We start from the raw sequence: 15,933 nt of genomic DNA, 5'->3' as shown, positions 1-15,933 counted from the left end.
GCTTTCCAATGATGTCACATGAAATTTGAACAATATAATATCTCCTCAGAAATAAAGGAAAGTTTAGAAGAAATGGGCTTTAAAAAGCCTACAGATATACAGTTTAAGGCCATTCCTTCCATCCTCAACGGGGATGATGTAATGGCGATCGCACAAACCGGTACCGGTAAAACAGCGGCTTTTGCCATCCCTATCCTGCACCGCCTGCAACAGCAGGACCGCCGCTCCCGGAAAAATAAGTACGAAGTGAAGTGCCTGGTAATGGTGCCCACACGGGAACTCGCCATCCAGATAGCAGAAGTTTTCCAATCTATCGCCCAATATACAGAACTCAGCATCCTGGCCCTTGTAGGCGGGGTTGAGCAAGCTCCCCAGATCAGGGTGCTGGAAAAGGGCGTGGATGTACTCATTGCCACTCCCGGCCGGATGTTTGACCAGATTAACCAGGGACATATTGACCTGAGCCAGGTGCAAACCCTGGTACTCGATGAAGCCGATCATATGCTTGATTTGGGCTTTATCCGTGATATCCGCGATGTAATCAAACACATTCCCCGCGAACACCAGACCCTGTTTTTCTCCGCTACGCTGAATAAAGACATTAAGGACCTGGCATATTCTGTCGTAAATAATCCTATCCGCATACAAATATCTCCCAAAGATCCCGTTGCCAAAAATGTGAGCCACGCAGTAGCCTTTGTGGAAATGGATGATAAACGTTTCTTCCTGGAAAGACTGATCAAGGAATTTCCTGAAAGCAAAATCCTTGTATTTGTTCGTACCAAAGTACGGGCAGAACGCGTAATGGCCGCTATGGCACGTATCGGGATCAAATCCCTCACCATGCACGGTGGCAAAGAGCAGGGCGACCGGCTCGATGTAATGGCAGAGTTCAAAAATGGCGATATAAAAGTACTCGTTACCACAGATGTAAACGCCCGCGGCATCGATATCCCCAATGTCGACTATGTGGTAAACTACGACCTGCCTGATGTCCCGGAAAATTATGTACACCGTGTAGGCCGTACCGGCCGTGGTGTGCAGAAAGGTCAGGCCGTTTCCTTCTGCAGCACAGAAGAGAAGCCGATCCTGGATGAAATTCAGAAATTCCTCGGTAAGGAAATCACTGAAATGAAGATCAATAAGGACGATTACCGCGAAACCATCAGCTTCTCTGAAGATATTCCCAATGACAACTGGCAACTCCTGCTGGATGAGCACAACAAGGAAATGGAGGAAGTGCAGAAAAAAGTGAAGAAGAGAGCGGCGGCGAATGTGAAGAAAAAAGCGAAGAAGAAATAAAACGATCTTAAAAAGCTCAGAAAAAAGCTATTCCGGAAGGAATAGCTTTTTTTCTGAGCTTAAGTTGGCATATTTTGTCAATTTTTCTGTAATTTAAAGGATGAAGATCATAGAAAAATCATCCGGGATATCTATAGATGTTTTGATTCAATTGATTGAAAAAGAAGATTTTAAAACGATATCACGGGAACGGTTTTTATTTGATTGGAAGAAAGTGGTTAAGGGTGGCGAAGTTTATAAACTGGTTTTGCCAGATCATAACATTCTGGGATTAGTATGTTTGATATATTATGCCGTGGAAGAACGGGTAGAAATAAAATTATTGGAAGTTTCCAGACAATATGTAGGAAAAAATGGCCCGTATGAAGGAATTGCGGGTTGTATGATAGCCTTTGCCGGCCGCACAGCGCTCGCTAAGTATGGACCTTATGCTTGTGTTTCGCTGGTTCCAAAAACTGCATTGAAAAAACACTATATGAAAAAATATGGTATGCTCGATGCCGGCTGGCAACTTTATCTCGATACGGACGCATTAAATAACATTGTTGCAAAATATACTTTATGAGACAGAAGAAATCAAGAAACGAAAAATCTCCAGATGAGTTGGCATCTTCTTTTGTCTTCCCGGTTAAGCTCTCTGAAAAGCAAAGAAAGGAAGCGGCAGTACAGCTGGCAATGGCCAGGGGAAAAAGACGGGCGGCTGCAACAGATAAGGATAAGCTTATCAGCGGCTTATTAAGTCTGCGTTTTCAGCTCGAAGATTATATAAATGGCAATACTTTTAATCCTGATTTGTCATTCGGATATTTCCTTGGTGAATATGTTGGCTTGTTAGAGAAGAAACGGAAGGTATTTGCAGAAGAAATCAGTATTGATGAAACCTTGTTGAGCCAGTTAATCAATTTGAAAAGGGATCCGCCTGATTATGTGACAGTAAGATTGGAATTGCACTCTAACCGGGCCATTCCCGCCGATTACTGGTATCGGCTAGTGGAAAAGAAAAAAGAACATTTTATTAAAACAGATAAATCTATCAGGAAGAAGGAAAAGCAGTTTGTACAGAATAAACTGAATGTCCATATTTAGTATCATCAACTAAAAAACGGTCCCGGCTTACACCGGGACCGCTACTCAAAAACACTATCTAAATCTGTAACTATTGCTTTACTGCTTCTACGTTTACAGTGATATCAACAGTAGGTGCTACTGCCCATACACCGGAAGGTAATTTGTCTGCATACTTTACTCCAAAATCAAGGCGATTGATGGTAGTTTTAGCAGTGAACCCTGCTCTTCTCAAACCCCACGGATCTTTAATCACACCGTTGTATGTAACGTCGAAGGTTACACGTTTTGTTGTATTGCGGATGGTGAGATCTGCCAGCAAAACATATTTATCGCCTGTCACTTTCTTTAAGGAAACGCTTTTCAGGGTAATAGAAGGATATTCCGCAACGTTGAAGAAATCATCTGTTTTCAGGTGGCCATCACGTTGATCTACGCCAGTGGAAATGCTGGTGGCATCTACCGTGAACTCTACCTTTGCATTCTGAAAGTTGGTGCTGTCGGCCGTTTCAATGGTGCCATTGAATTTGGTGAAATGACCTTGTACGTAGCTCAGGCCTAAGTGTTTTACGCCAAAGATGATGCTGGTATGTGCAGGATCTGCATTCCATTTTACCTGTGCAAAGGTAGCGATGCTGGCTAATACCAGGAGGGTAGTAAAAAAGAAACTTTTCTTCATGATTGTTTTTTTATTGAATGTGATAGTTATTTATTTAGAAAGCTGACGGTCAACGGACCAGCGTCCGGCGCCCTTGATGATCAATGCAATGTTGATTCCAATTACCAGTAAATGATACTCAAAGCCTTCACCTGCCTGCGTGCCACCCCAGTTCATAAAAAAGCCGTTCGCCGAATGAATGTTCGTAGCTACCAGCATGATAATAGTTAGCATGGCTGCCCATATCCTGGTGGTGAATCCAAAAAGGATTAACAGTGAACCGATGCTTTCGGTAAATATTACCAGGAAAGCAAGGATAGAAGGAGTACCCTGTGAAGTGAAGTAACCCATAGTGGCCTTGAATCCATAACCGCCAAACATGCCAAGTAGTTTTTGTGCGCCGTGTGGCAACATTACCAGTGCTACGGTAATACGGATAATAAAGGAAGTGAGGTGATCGTCTGTGCGAAGTAATCTTTTAAACATAAGGGTATAATTATTAGCGTTTGAACTTTTATTGTATATACAAGTATTAGGGCAAAAAAAATCAACTACGTAGTTTATCCAGCAAATTGTTGAGGGTATTCACCTCTTCTTTGGTCAGTTTCATGGTCACTTCCTGGTGGTTATTTTCTATCACCGGATCCAGTTCCTTTAATAAAGCCAGTCCTTTGTCAGTGATCTCAATTTCCACTTTCCGGCGGTTGCTGTCGCACTGCTGCCGCGTTAATAATCCCTTCTGGCGTAACTTTTCTACCAGTCGGGTGGCATTACTCATCTTATCCATCATCCGCTCCTGGATATCCAGCAGGTTCAACGGATTAGGACTGCTTCCACGAAGTATACGTAATACATTGTATTGCTGGCTGGACAAATCATACTGCTTTAGCATATGAGAAGCGCCCACCTCCAGCCAGTTACCAGTAAAGATGATATTGAGAATAGCTTTTTGGTATTCGTCCTTAAATCGGGTTTGCTTCAGTTCCTCTTCCAGTTTCATAATTACATTTACAACTGTTGTTTATACAACAAAGGTAAGTGTATTTTTCATATTGCCAAATTTTATGCGGATTTTGTCTTTCCCGCTGATTACGCTGATTATACTGATTAGTTTGATTTTTGCTTTTTGGATTTTTTTGGATTTTCAGATTACTTATATAAATAAGTAAGGGAGATAGCAGCGGATATCTCCGCTGCTATCTCCCTTACTCCTTTGTAAAATCCAAAAAGTAAAAATCAAACTAATCAGTATAATCAGCGTAATCAGCGGGAAAGACAAAATCCGCTGGACTAGCTATTCAGCCCGCCATCGATCGTCAGCGCGGAACCGTTGATAAAACCGCTTTCAGGACCCGCCAGGAAGCTCACCAGGCCGGCTACATCAGTGGCCGTACCGTAATGACCCAGTGCGATATGCTGGCGTTGATAATCGGCATGAGGGCCATCGGCCGGATTCATATCGGTATCTACTGGTCCAGGTTGTACCAGGTTGGTGGTAATACCCCTGGAACCCAGGTCGCGCGCCAATCCTTTGTTGAAAGCGGTAAGTGCAGATTTGCTCATGCTGTACAGTGTGCCCTGCGGGCCTACCACACGGTCGGCCATGCAACTGCCAATGGTAATGATCCTGCCGCCGCTGCCCATATGCCGTGTGGCTGCCTGTGTAGCTACAAATACGGCACGGGTGTTTACTGCCATGGTATGCTCATAGTCTTCCAGCGTATAATCGGAAAACGGTTTCATTACGGCGGTACCGGCGTTGTTAACGAGTATGTCTATACGGCCATAACTATTAACCGTATGCTCCACAGCGGCCAGCACTGCATTCACATCAGCGCTGTCTGCTGCCACAGCAGTAGCTTGCTGTCCTTTTGCGGTTAATTCTTCAACCAGCGCTGCTGCCGGCGTTGCGCCCTTTACATAGGTGAACACCACGGTGGCGCCTTCTCCGGCTAAACGCTTTACAATGGCGGCGCCCATACCACGACTACCTCCTGTTACCAGGGCTATCTTATTCTCCAGACGTTTCATAAATAAATGATTTTATGCTGGCAAAACTAGCCCGGCTAACCGGTGTAAAGAAGAGGAGTACTAATTGTTAACTACTAACCTTCATGTTAGAATTGGGCTGGAGGTACTTCTCACGGAGTATATTCAGGTGGTGTGTCTGATGCCCGGCAATGGCAAAGCCCAGGGCAAGTACCGACATTTCCGTTTTCCAGCACATTCCTGTCCGTAACAGTGCCGCTTCCGAGAAATTATTGAACTGCATAATGCTGGCCGCACGTACGGCTTTCAGTTCCGCAAGGATTTCTGATACGCTCCGCTCATCTATTTCTGCATTCGCTGCGTAGTCGTCCTGTTCCATCGTGGGCGGTATCTGGGCATCTTTCCGGGCAAATAACAGGGCGCGGAAAGAAAACACCCGCTCGGTATCCGTAATATGCTGAAGTACATTCTTTATAGTCCATTTGCCGGGACCATAGGCATAGTTCCCCAATGGCTCCAGCTGCGCGGCATCAAGTTCATTCAGTGCGTGTAACGACTGCTCCAGGGCAGTTTTGATATCTACGTCTGGTACCAGGTTAGTATAGGTAGAGTAATATCCCGGGTCAGGGTGGATGGCATTTTTTTTCATCTGGTGAGTTTTAAAGCAAACTGAATATACGAACATTTTCCCCTGGCAGCAGACCGTTTCCCCTTATTATATCATCTTAATAATATATTTAATATATTTGTAAGTAATATATCCTGACTACCTACAATCTCTTTCTATGAAATATCTGTTACGGGGCCTGCTGCTGCAGGCGCTCATCGGATTTGCCACCACCCTGCAAGGGCAGGAGAAGAGCCCTGATAGCCCCTTTCAATGGGACGCCAGGTGGATTTCCGGCAATAATGCCACCCCGGCCGCCTATGGGGTGTATCTTTTCAGGAAGCAGTTCCAGCTGCTCAATTATTCCGGTCCCTTTATCATCCACCTTTCTGCGGATAACCGTTACCGTTTGTATGTAAACGGACGCTTTGCCGGAATGGGACCTGCGCGCTCCGACGCTGCCAACTGGTACTATGAAACAATAGATATCAGCCCTTACCTGAAATATGGAGTCAACGTAATTGCCGCAGAAGTGATCAACTTCGGCCCCTGTAAGCCGCGCGGCCAGTTCACCAATAGCACCGGCCTGGTCATACAGGGACATACACCACGCGAAGCCGCTATTATCAACACCGGTTCTGCTTTGTGGAAAGTAATGGAAGATGAGTCGGTACATCCGGCTACCGTAAAAACCACCGGTAACGCTTTCTACGGCGCCTTCCCGGGCGATAGCATAATTGCGCAATACCATCCCTGGGGCTGGGAACAGCCTGCATATAACGACAGTGCCTGGGAATCCGCAGCAGCGGGGCATGGCGTAGCACTGCAAGGCAATAGCGCGGACAACTGGCCGCTGCTTGCACCATCTCCCATAGGCCGCTTGTACCAGGAACGGCAGTCGTTCGCCGGCATTACTTCACAACAGGGAATTACTGTAGAAGCAGCCCTGCTGAAAGGCACCGCGCCATTAACGATTCCGGCTAAACGAAAAGTAAGGCTGCTGCTGGACGCAGGACAACAAACCATCGGCTTCCCTGAAATGCTGATCAGCGGCGGACTGGATGCTGCTATCAAAATTACTTATCAGCCGGCGTATACCAGCAGCACCGTGATACAGGATGTTATTCATCCCGATGGCGGCGCCCGCCGTAAGTTCATCTCTTCCGGGTATCGCAGCTTCCGGTATGTGCAACTGGATATTGAAACCGGCAAATCGCCTGTTACATTACACGACTATTATAACATATATACACAATACCTGCTGAATGATAAATCAACCTTCACCGCCGGTGCGGCAGCAGACTCGCTTTGGGCCGCCGGAAAAAAGGCTGCACTCACAGGTGCGCAGGATAACCTGTACAATGATCCGTTCAATGAGCAGCTTCAGTATATACAGGATGCCCGCATACAGGGGCTTGCCATCAGTTTTTTTTCGGGAGATGATCAACTGCTCAGAAATGCGCTGGTACAAACAGACCAGTCGCGCATTCCAGAGGGCCTTGTCCGTTCCCGTTATCCGTCGGACGACCGGCTGGTATCGGTAACAGATGCGCTGGTATGGATAGGCGCTATCCACGATTATTTGTGCTATAAAGCAGATAAAGAACTGGCGAAACAATGTTTCCCGGGAGTACGCAGTATCCTCGATTGGGTGGATCGCTACCAGGACCCCGTTACCGGTTTACCCGGCACTATGCCTTACAACGATAGCGTGACGTTGTCGCCCGCCACAGGTCAGTACCTGTATGCGCTGCGGCAGGCAGCTGTTATTGCGGGCTATTGCGACAAGCCGGCAGACTCTCTCGCCTATACCCGCACGGCAGATAAAGCAAGGGAAGTATGGTATCAGCAATGTTATGATGCGGGGAAAGGGTTGTACGCGGAAACCGCCGCAAAGAAAACTTTTTCGCGCTATACCAATGCCCTGGCTGTACTGGCACAGGCGGTGCCACCCCGGCAGGTAAAAAACGTGATGCAGCGGTTATTAGCAGAAAAGCCGGCGCCAGGCGAATCGCTGCGTGAAAAGTATTACATCTTCAAAGCAATGCAGGAAACCGGCATCACAGAAACCTTCCCGGCAGAACTGCAGCCGCTCACCGTGCTGCCGGAACAGAACAATGCAGCCGCTTACCAGGCAACGGCCTCAGTGGCCAATCTTTTCCTGCTGGGCATTACGGCCGGTATCCAATCCTCCTCCTATGGCTTCAGAACCGTATTAATAGCGCCGGATCCCGGCGCCTCGCCGCGGGTAAAAGCCACCATGGTACACCCTGATGGCTTAATAGAAGTAGACCTTGCATTTAAAAATAATCGTGTAACCGGCACCGTTAGGGTCCCGTTCGGTATCACTGGCAAATTCCGCTGGCGCGGAAAGGAGATCACGCTGCACGGTGGGCCGCAGGAAATCGCTTTGTAACGCGGATGTTGTCTTTCTCGCTGATTACGCTGATTATACTGATTAGTTTGATTTTTACTTTTGGATTTTATAAAGGATTAAGGGAGATAGAAGCGAATATATCCGCTTTTATCTCCCTTATTATTAATCTAAAAAATCCAAAAAAAAATCAAACTAATCAGTATAATCAGCGTAATCAGCGAGAAAGACAACATCCGCGCTATTTCCTTCGCGAGTAAAAATAATTTATCCCCAATGCGCCGATACAAATGAACAATCCAAAGAATTCGCGTGTTTCTTCAATCCAGGGCTTGGTTGCTTTCATGGTTTCGGCAAGGTTCTCCGCATTGTGTTTGGTGAACCAGTCCTCCACCCCGTTCTGATCAAAAAACTTATAAATGGCATAAGCCAGGTATACCAGTATACCAGCAATGTACCACTTCGGGTAAAAGCGGTTACGGGCGGCAAACCAGCAAAACAAGGCAGAATAAAGATAAATGGGCATCCATATATAAGGATCAGGATCATTGTACTGTAAACCTGCAAACAAAACGAACATCAGGCAAAACACAATATTCAATATTTTCATGACACAAAAATTAGGACTTAAACATACACAAAAGAATTTCAAAACTATATTCCTTGTATTATTTTATCCCGGCAGTGTGGAATAGTGGAATGACAGTCTGCAATTTTGTCACTTTTAAAGAAAATGTTAAAAGACTACTTGTTTGGGCTAAAATAATGTTATATATTCGGTTCATTACATCGTTCCACGTGAGAACCAAAATCTGAGATTAGAAATGTTTGTTACTAGAGCAAAAGATTCTCACATTATTATTAATTAAATTATCGTATCGGATTAAACAATTAAACAAAGTCAAATGACCTGAATCAGCTTGACCATCAGTGTTTGTTTTATAGTATAATTCATCATTCACTAGTAGGTATCGTTTAACTGTTGAACAGACACTTGTTTCTTTTTTGACACCGTGTAGCGCATCATGCACAGTGATGAAAAACTAATGCTTTGTATTTATTGAAAATTGACCTGCCGCAAAAAATAAATGCAGCGGGTAAGGAATCTGCATGCAAAGTTGTGACTGTTCAATAAGGTGACATATATAGAATAGATAGGAATCCTTATTTACTAACAATTTTTTTTCTTAAACGTTTCCCTTAAATCACGTTATGAAAAAGCAATTTTACCAGGCACTCGCCGTTCTATGCGGCCTCTTGTTGCTATTGGCCGGCAACACTGTATCAGCACAAACAAAAATCTCGGGTAAAGTAACAGACAAAGCCTCCGGCAATGCGCTGCCAGGCGTTACGGTGTTTGTGAAAGGTACCAACCGGGGTACTGCCACAGATCCCTCCGGTGCATTTTCCCTCATGGCCAAATCAGGCGAAACACTTGTATTCTCCTTTGTGGGATATGATCCGCAGGAAACAGTAGTGGGAACCGGACCAGTAAACGTTTCTCTCACCGAGAAAGTAGGATCACTGGAAGAAGTAGTAGTAACCGGTTATGCCAGCCAGAAAAAGAAAGACCTTACCGGTGCAGTGTCCATTGTAAAAGTGGAAAATCTCACCAAACAACCCACTTCCCAGATAGCTAACCAGCTGCAGGGACAGGTTTCCGGAGTTACCATCCTCGGCTCCGGTCAGCCCGGCCAGGAACCACAGGTGAAGATCCGTGGCGTAAATACCTTCGGAAATAATACACCACTGTATGTAGTAGATGGAGTACCCATCTCTAACATCACAGACATAAACCCCAACGATGTGCAAACCATGCAGGTACTGAAAGATGCAGGCGCTGCCTCTATCTACGGTGCCCGTGCGGCCAACGGCGTTATCATCATCACCACCAAAAGAGGAACCGGAAAAGTAAAGGTTTCTTATGATGGGTATTATGGTACACAGCGTCCTAAAGGCGGAAATGTATGGAATATCCTCAGCCCGCAGGAACAAGCAAACCTGAAATGGATGGCCATCGCCAATACAACGCCCAACCCTGTATATAATGATGAACAATATGGCTCCGGCGCCACACCACGCCTGCCGGATTATATCGCGCCGCAGGGCGCAATGGAAGGAGATCCCGGCACAGATCCATCTACTTATTTCGTAAATCCAAACTACAAGGTAGCCAGTGATGTGGATGCTTTTCACCGCATTGTAAAGGCCAACAAGTCAGGTACCGACTGGTTCCACGAAATATTTAACCCGGCGCCTATCACCAGCCACAATATATCAGTAGCAGGTGGCGGCGATATCGGCAGCTACTTTTTCTCCTTCTATTACTTTAATCAGCAGGGTACATTAACCAATACCTATAACAAACGTTATGCAGTTCGCGCTAACAGCACTTATAACGTTACGGATCATATCCGTGTAGGACAGAATATGGAATACTCCCTGATCAATAACCCACAGATCGGCGCACTTACGGAAGGTAGCGGTATTGGTATGGCTTTCCGCGAAATGCCTATCATCCCGGTACACGACATCAAGGGCAACTATGCAGGCAGCTTCGGTAAAGGTTTGGGTAATGCCCGTAACCCCGTAGCCATCCAGGACCGCTTCGGTACTACCAAAACACTGGCTAACCGCCTGTTAGGTAACGTGTTTGCAGAAGCAGACATCCTGAAACATTTCACCCTCCGCACCAGCTTTGGCGGTGAAATCTATTCTTTCAATAACCACAGCTTTACGCTGCCTGAATACGAAAACGCCGAGAACAATAAGGTGAACTCGTACACAGAAAACGCAGGAAATGGTTACGACTGGACCTGGACCAACACCCTCACTTACCATCAGAACTTTAACCAGGTACACGACCTGAAAGTACTGCTGGGTACAGAGGCATTCGATAACCAGGGACGCACCGTTGGTGGAAGCAACCTCGATTATTTCACTTTTGATCCCGACTTCACCAACCTTAGCACAGGTAGCGGTACACCAACCAATTATAGCGGCCGTTTCTCTGATGGACTATTCTCACTGTTCGCAAGAGTAGATTATTCCTATAAAGACCGTTACCTCCTGGGCGCCCTGATTCGCCGTGACGGATCTTCCCGGTTCGGTTCATCCAACAGGTATGGTAACTTCCCCGCTGTAAGCGCCGCCTGGCGTATGTCGCAGGAAGGATTTATGAAAGGTGTCAGCTGGATCTCAGATCTGAAAATCCGCGGAGGCTATGGTATCATGGGTAACCAGATCAACGTAGATCCCCAGAACTCCTTCACCGCTTACGGATTTGAAAAAGGAAACTCCTTCTATGACCTGAAAGGCACCGGTAACTCCATCATGCAGGGCTTCTACCGCACACGCATCGGTAACCCCAATGCAAAATGGGAAAGTAACGTAAACGCTAACATCGGTATCGATGCGACCCTGTTCAAAGGCGCACTGGAAGTTACCGCAGACTACTACCGTAAAGATGTAAAAGATCTGCTGTATAACCCCGAATTACCCGGTGTTTATGGTATAGCCAACGCTCCTTATGTGAACGTGGCACAAATGAAAAATAAAGGATTCGACTTTTCTGCTACCGCCAACCTGAATCTTACTAAAGACCTCAAGTTGGAAGTGAACGGTAACATCACTACCTATAATAATGAAATCGTTAAAATATCAGACGCTGCTCCTTACTTCGACCAGGAACAACGCCGGTTTAACGGTACATTTATTATCCGTAATGCTGTGGGCCAATCCATCAGCGAATTTTTTGGTTATAAAGTAGATGGATTCTGGAACAGCCAGGCACAGATAGATGCTGCAAACGAAGCTACCAGGAAACAGTATAACGATAATTCACTGGTATACCAGACAGATACAAAACCAGGCCGTTTCAAATATGCAGATGTGAATGGCGACGGCAGGATCACAGAAGCAGACCGTACTTACCTCGGTAATCCTAATCCGAAGTTCAGCTATGGCCTCAATATCAACCTCACTTATAAAGCATGGGATTTCAGCATGTTCGTGTATGGAGTACAGGGCAACAAAATCTGGAACCAGGTGAAATGGTGGACCGACTTCTATCCTTCCTTCGAAGGTGCGAAAAGCAAAACCGCCCTGTATGATTCCTGGTTGCCAACCCGTCAGAACGCAACAGCACCTATCCAGGAAACATCTCCATCCTTCAGTACCTCCAATGTGCCGAACTCCTATTTTGTTGAGAATGGTTCTTACCTGCGTGCGAAAAATATCATGCTGGGATACACCATACCCAGCAACATACTCCAGAGAGTGGGTATTACAAAATTCAGGGTATATGGCCAGGCTGCAAACCTGTTTACCATTACAAAATACTCAGGTATAGATCCTGAAATTACCGGTGGTACCAGCAATTTTGGTGTGGATGAAGGAGCATATCCTAATCAGCGTCAGTACCTGCTTGGTGTGAATGTAACATTCTGATAATTTTTTCCTGAAAAGTAAAATTGAGAAAAATGAAAACATTACGATATTTAAGTGTAATTCTTGCGTTGGCAGCAGTAGGAATCAGTGCTTGTAAAAAGAGCTTCCTCGAACGGGGACCACTCGGCTCCCTCAGTGATGAAATTGTAGCGAATAAATCCGGTATCGGTTATTTACTCGTAGGCGCCTATGCCTCACTCGACGGACAGCAAACCGCCCAGGCAGCACTCGGCGGCGGCGGCCCATGGGAAGCATCTCCTACCAACTGGATCTATGGCAGCGTGGCCGGTGGCGATGCACACAAAGGCAGCTTCAGTGGTGACCAGCCAGGTATCGATCCCATCGCAAAATTTACGGTAGATCCCAGCAACGGTTTCTTCAACACCAAATGGAGAGCCGTGTATGAAGGGGTGATCCGTTGCAATGCGGTACTGGCAGCACTTCCAAAGGCAACAGATATGAGTGACGCCGAAAAAACACAAGTGGAAGCAGAAGCCCGCTTCCTTCGTGGCCACTATTATTTTGAACTGAAAAAATTGTTCAATAAAGTACCTTATATCACAGATACCACGTTGGAAGTCCGCATCAAGAATGATAAAGATATCTGGCCTTTTATTGAAGCCGATTTTAAATTTGCAACAGATAATCTGCCGCCAACACAAAGCGATGTGGCAAGAGCAAATAAATGGGCTGCACAGATCTACCTGGCCAAAACTTATCTCTACGAGAAAAAATATACAGAGGCAATGCCGCTGTTCGACCAGGCAATCGCCTCCGGCGTTACTTCCAATGGCCTTAAATACGCACTCACCAACGCATTCGAAGACAACTTCGATGCCGCCAAGAAGAATAACTCAGAGTCTGTATTTGCTATTCAAATGACCGCAAACGATGGTACCAATACCATCGCAAACGCAAACCAGGGAGAAATGCTGAACTTCCCCTACAACAGCCCCTTCGGCTGCTGCGGATTCTATCAGCCTACCCAGGACCTCGTAAACTCATACCGTACAGACCCCGCCACCGGGCTGCCTAACCTCGACACCTGGAACGCAAATCCCGTGAAAAACGATCAGGGCATTGTTTCCAGCACTGCATTCACACCGGAAACAGGTACACTGGATCCACGCCTCGACTGGACCGTTGGTCGCCGCGGACTGCCTTATCACGATTGGGGCAATCACCCCGGTGCTAACTGGATCAGGGACCAGAAATATGCCGGCCCTTATGCACCAAAGAAAATGGTGTACTGGCAGTTCAACCAGGACAAATACAAAGATGCTCACTCCTGGGCGCCAGGATCTGCCATCAACGTACTGCTGATCCGCTTTGCCGACGTTATCCTCATGGCCGCTGAATGCCATGCCCAAACCGGTGACCTCCCGGGAGCCACTGCTCTGGTAAACCAGATCCGCGACAGGATGATCAATCACCCTGAAAACTGGCTCCATAAATATAAAGACAATACGAAACCCATGTTAGGTTTCGATCCAACACAAATGGCAGCTAATTATAAAATAGGCAGGTACACCGCTACTTTTTCAAGTAAAGACCAGGCATTAAAAGCCATCTATTTTGAACGTAAACTGGAACTGGCTACAGAAGGCCACCGCTTCTTCGATCTCGTTCGCTGGGGCATTGCCGATGTGGCGCTGAATGCGTTTATTCAATACGAATCAGCCATCACCGACGACCTGAAAGGTGGACATTTTACAAAAGGGAAAAATGAATACTTCCCCATCCCGCAACGCCAGATCGATCTGACAATGGTGGGCGGAGTAAGAGTACTCGATCAGAACCCGAATTATTAATAGCTATATCTGTCGCCCTTTTTAAACAAAACGAATGCAGCGATCTTTTTCGCTGCATTCGTTTTTATATAACATTTTAGTACTTTACAATGCCCGTTAAAATATTCACTGATGACCAACCAACCAATGAGGAACCGGTATTGTCTCGCCGCTTTATTTTTAATCACCACCTGCCTTGTCATCATCATCAGCTGTCATACCCCTACCCCGGAAGAAAAAGGAAAAGCCCTGGCAGATAAATATTGCTCCGGCTGCCATTTGCCGGTGTCTTCCGACCTTTTGGATAAGGAAACCTGGACAAAGCATGTATTGCCCGCTATGGCCCCCAAATTGGGCATTAAAGTGTGGGGAGAGCATTCTTATTACCCGCCAATGCCCGGCGAAAAGCCAGGGCTTATTTCGATCCAGGATTGGGAACTGCTGGTGGCATACTATGAACATACCGCCCCGGATAAACTGCCGGCAGAAAAAATACCGCAGCCGTTGCAACGCGACTGGTCCTTCTTTACCCTGAAACACCCGGCACTGAAAGATACCGTCCCCGTAGCTACCACCATGGTGGCCTTTAATCCGGACAATGGCCACCTCATGACCAGCGATGGTCTCACCAACACACTCACACAGTGGGACGAAAATTTACAAGTCGTTAACATCCGGAATTTACCTTCCCCTGCTGTTGATATACTTTTTGTAAAAGATACTGCAGGACAACAACAGGCCATACTCACAGAAATAGGCAACATGCGCGCATTGGACGCGCCTGCCGGCATTATTACCAGCATCCGGCCCAACGACGCGGAAAGCAGGCAGCACGACCTCATGGCTTTCCTCAAACGACCGGTACAAACCCTGCAGGCAGATTTTGATAAAGATGGTCTGCCAGACCTGCTGGTGTGCGCATTCGGACATAACCAGGGAGGCCTCTACTGGCTGAAACAGTTACCAGACCACAAGTACCAGCAATTTCCCATATGGGAAGTGCCCGGCGCTATCCATGCAGAAACCGGCGATTTTAACCACGACGGCTATACGGACTTTATGGTATTGTTCGCCGCTGGTGATGAAGGGATCTGGTTATTTGAAAACGACAGGAAAGGTGGCTTTGTATCTACCAACCTGCTGAAATTCCCTCCTGTTAATGGTTCTACCGGGTTTCAACTGGCAGATTTTAACGGAGATGGAAGGCTGGATATTTTATATACCTGCGGTGACAATGCAGATTTTTCTATGGTGCTTAAACCTTATCACGGATTATTCGTCTACCTGAATGACGGAAATAACAAGTATACAGAAGCATGGCATTACCCGGTGAATGGCTGTACAAAGGCAGTGGCAGCGGATTTTAATGGTGATGGTAAACTGGATATTGCTTCCATCGCCTTTTTTGCTGATTTTAAACACCGCCCGGAAGAGAAATTTATTTTCTTTGAAGGTGGAAATAAACCACTTACGTTTATTTCCCATTCACCGCCACTGGAGAAGGAAGGAAGGTGGATCTGCATGGATGTGAAAGATTATGATCACGATGGCGATCAGGATATTGTACTAGGAAACTATGCGCAGGGTTTTATTATACTTGATGATTATAAGCCTGACTGGAAAGAGTATCAGCCGTTTATAGTATTGCAGAACAATGCTGTGCATTAAACGGAACGTAAAAATCACTTGTTTATTTGGA

At 46.2% G+C, this 15,933-nt stretch carries 13 protein-coding genes; 7 read left to right on the top strand and 6 right to left on the bottom strand.

Annotated features, from left to right (window positions below; all coding sequences use genetic code 11):
* Nucleotides 1-18 precede the first annotated feature (18 nt).
* The 3 genes from QFZ48_RS07695 to QFZ48_RS07685 all read left to right on the top strand — a co-directional run bounded on the left by QFZ48_RS07695 (nucleotide 19) and on the right by QFZ48_RS07685 (nucleotide 2,388).
* Complete coding sequence (locus QFZ48_RS07695; RefSeq protein WP_429044374.1) at nucleotides 19-1,302, top strand: DEAD/DEAH box helicase; 1,284 nt, start codon at nucleotides 19-21, stop codon at nucleotides 1,300-1,302.
* A gap of 100 nt (nucleotides 1,303-1,402) precedes the next feature.
* Nucleotides 1,403-1,867 carry a hypothetical protein gene (locus QFZ48_RS07690; protein ID WP_429061819.1) on the top strand — a complete coding sequence of 155 codons (465 nt, stop codon included), beginning with the start codon at nucleotides 1,403-1,405 and terminating at the stop codon, nucleotides 1,865-1,867.
* A complete protein-coding gene (locus tag QFZ48_RS07685; RefSeq protein ID WP_429044378.1) occupies nucleotides 1,864-2,388 on the top strand; it encodes a hypothetical protein in 525 nt (174 codons plus the stop codon). The genes QFZ48_RS07690 and QFZ48_RS07685 overlap by 4 nt, the downstream gene beginning before the upstream one ends.
* Before the next feature lie 70 nt (nucleotides 2,389-2,458).
* Here QFZ48_RS07685 and QFZ48_RS07680 read toward each other — a convergent pair whose 3' ends face one another.
* From QFZ48_RS07680 to QFZ48_RS07660, 5 genes are all read right to left on the bottom strand, one after another.
* Nucleotides 2,459-3,046, bottom strand: coding sequence for a YceI family protein (locus tag QFZ48_RS07680; RefSeq protein WP_429044381.1), 588 nt, complete (start codon nucleotides 3,044-3,046; stop codon nucleotides 2,459-2,461).
* 30 nt (nucleotides 3,047-3,076) lie between these two features.
* Nucleotides 3,077-3,511: a DoxX family protein gene (locus QFZ48_RS07675; RefSeq protein WP_370911025.1), complete on the bottom strand. Its 435-nt coding sequence runs from the start codon at nucleotides 3,509-3,511 to the stop codon at nucleotides 3,077-3,079.
* Nucleotides 3,512-3,572: 61 nt separating this feature from the next.
* Nucleotides 3,573-4,025, bottom strand: a complete 453-nt coding sequence (locus QFZ48_RS07670; protein WP_429044384.1) for a MarR family winged helix-turn-helix transcriptional regulator — start codon at nucleotides 4,023-4,025, stop codon at nucleotides 3,573-3,575.
* Nucleotides 4,026-4,315: 290 nt separating this feature from the next.
* The gene (locus QFZ48_RS07665) at nucleotides 4,316-5,056 is read right to left on the bottom strand and encodes a 3-oxoacyl-ACP reductase family protein (RefSeq protein ID WP_429061818.1); all 741 of its coding nucleotides are present in this window, start codon (nucleotides 5,054-5,056) and stop codon (nucleotides 4,316-4,318) included.
* 67 nt (nucleotides 5,057-5,123) lie between these two features.
* Nucleotides 5,124-5,663, bottom strand: coding sequence for a DinB family protein (locus QFZ48_RS07660; protein ID WP_429044387.1), 540 nt, complete (start codon nucleotides 5,661-5,663; stop codon nucleotides 5,124-5,126).
* 136 nt (nucleotides 5,664-5,799) lie between these two features.
* On the opposite strand from QFZ48_RS07660, the gene QFZ48_RS07655 reads away from it, so the two are divergent.
* Nucleotides 5,800-8,037 carry an alpha-L-rhamnosidase C-terminal domain-containing protein gene (locus tag QFZ48_RS07655; protein WP_429061817.1) on the top strand — a complete coding sequence of 746 codons (2,238 nt, stop codon included), beginning with the start codon at nucleotides 5,800-5,802 and terminating at the stop codon, nucleotides 8,035-8,037.
* Between the two features lie 199 nt (nucleotides 8,038-8,236).
* On the opposite strand, the gene QFZ48_RS07650 is transcribed toward QFZ48_RS07655, so the two are convergent.
* Nucleotides 8,237-8,605 carry a transmembrane 220 family protein gene (locus tag QFZ48_RS07650; protein WP_429044392.1) on the bottom strand — a complete coding sequence of 123 codons (369 nt, stop codon included), beginning with the start codon at nucleotides 8,603-8,605 and terminating at the stop codon, nucleotides 8,237-8,239.
* A 602-nt stretch (nucleotides 8,606-9,207) separates the two neighbouring features.
* On the opposite strand from QFZ48_RS07650, the gene QFZ48_RS07645 reads away from it, so the two are divergent.
* From QFZ48_RS07645 to QFZ48_RS07635, 3 genes are all read left to right on the top strand, one after another.
* Nucleotides 9,208-12,444 carry a SusC/RagA family TonB-linked outer membrane protein gene (locus tag QFZ48_RS07645; protein ID WP_429044395.1) on the top strand — a complete coding sequence of 1,079 codons (3,237 nt, stop codon included), beginning with the start codon at nucleotides 9,208-9,210 and terminating at the stop codon, nucleotides 12,442-12,444.
* 32 nt (nucleotides 12,445-12,476) lie between these two features.
* Nucleotides 12,477-14,255 (top strand): RagB/SusD family nutrient uptake outer membrane protein, encoded by a 1,779-nt coding sequence (locus QFZ48_RS07640; protein ID WP_429044398.1) that lies wholly within the window; start codon nucleotides 12,477-12,479, stop codon nucleotides 14,253-14,255.
* 111 nt (nucleotides 14,256-14,366) lie between these two features.
* The gene (locus tag QFZ48_RS07635; protein WP_429061816.1) at nucleotides 14,367-15,902 is read left to right on the top strand and encodes an FG-GAP-like repeat-containing protein; all 1,536 of its coding nucleotides are present in this window, start codon (nucleotides 14,367-14,369) and stop codon (nucleotides 15,900-15,902) included.
* The last annotated feature ends 31 nt before the right edge of the window (nucleotides 15,903-15,933 follow it).

It is taken from the genome of Chitinophaga sp. W2I13 (assembly GCF_050434005.1).
Taxonomy (GTDB): domain Bacteria; phylum Bacteroidota; class Bacteroidia; order Chitinophagales; family Chitinophagaceae; genus Chitinophaga.
The sequence above is the reverse complement of the archived record's forward strand: the minus strand, read 5'-3'. Positions and strand labels throughout refer to the sequence as shown.

Coding starts and splice junctions, on each gene's coding strand:
- QFZ48_RS07675 (WP_370911025.1), bottom strand. CDS start 3,511: ATGTTTAAAAGATTACTTCGCACAGACGATCACCTCACTTCCTTTATT.
- QFZ48_RS07665 (WP_429061818.1), bottom strand. CDS start 5,056: ATGAAACGTCTGGAGAATAAGATAGCCCTGGTAACAGGAGGTAGTCGT.
- QFZ48_RS07645 (WP_429044395.1), top strand. CDS start 9,208: ATGAAAAAGCAATTTTACCAGGCACTCGCCGTTCTATGCGGCCTCTTG.
- QFZ48_RS07690 (WP_429061819.1), top strand. CDS start 1,403: ATGAAGATCATAGAAAAATCATCCGGGATATCTATAGATGTTTTGATT.
- QFZ48_RS07655 (WP_429061817.1), top strand. CDS start 5,800: ATGAAATATCTGTTACGGGGCCTGCTGCTGCAGGCGCTCATCGGATTT.
- QFZ48_RS07685 (WP_429044378.1), top strand. CDS start 1,864: ATGAGACAGAAGAAATCAAGAAACGAAAAATCTCCAGATGAGTTGGCA.
- QFZ48_RS07635 (WP_429061816.1), top strand. CDS start 14,367: ATGACCAACCAACCAATGAGGAACCGGTATTGTCTCGCCGCTTTATTT.
- QFZ48_RS07695 (WP_429044374.1), top strand. CDS start 19: ATGAAATTTGAACAATATAATATCTCCTCAGAAATAAAGGAAAGTTTA.
- QFZ48_RS07640 (WP_429044398.1), top strand. CDS start 12,477: ATGAAAACATTACGATATTTAAGTGTAATTCTTGCGTTGGCAGCAGTA.
- QFZ48_RS07660 (WP_429044387.1), bottom strand. CDS start 5,663: ATGAAAAAAAATGCCATCCACCCTGACCCGGGATATTACTCTACCTAT.
- QFZ48_RS07650 (WP_429044392.1), bottom strand. CDS start 8,605: ATGAAAATATTGAATATTGTGTTTTGCCTGATGTTCGTTTTGTTTGCA.
- QFZ48_RS07680 (WP_429044381.1), bottom strand. CDS start 3,046: ATGAAGAAAAGTTTCTTTTTTACTACCCTCCTGGTATTAGCCAGCATC.
- QFZ48_RS07670 (WP_429044384.1), bottom strand. CDS start 4,025: ATGAAACTGGAAGAGGAACTGAAGCAAACCCGATTTAAGGACGAATAC.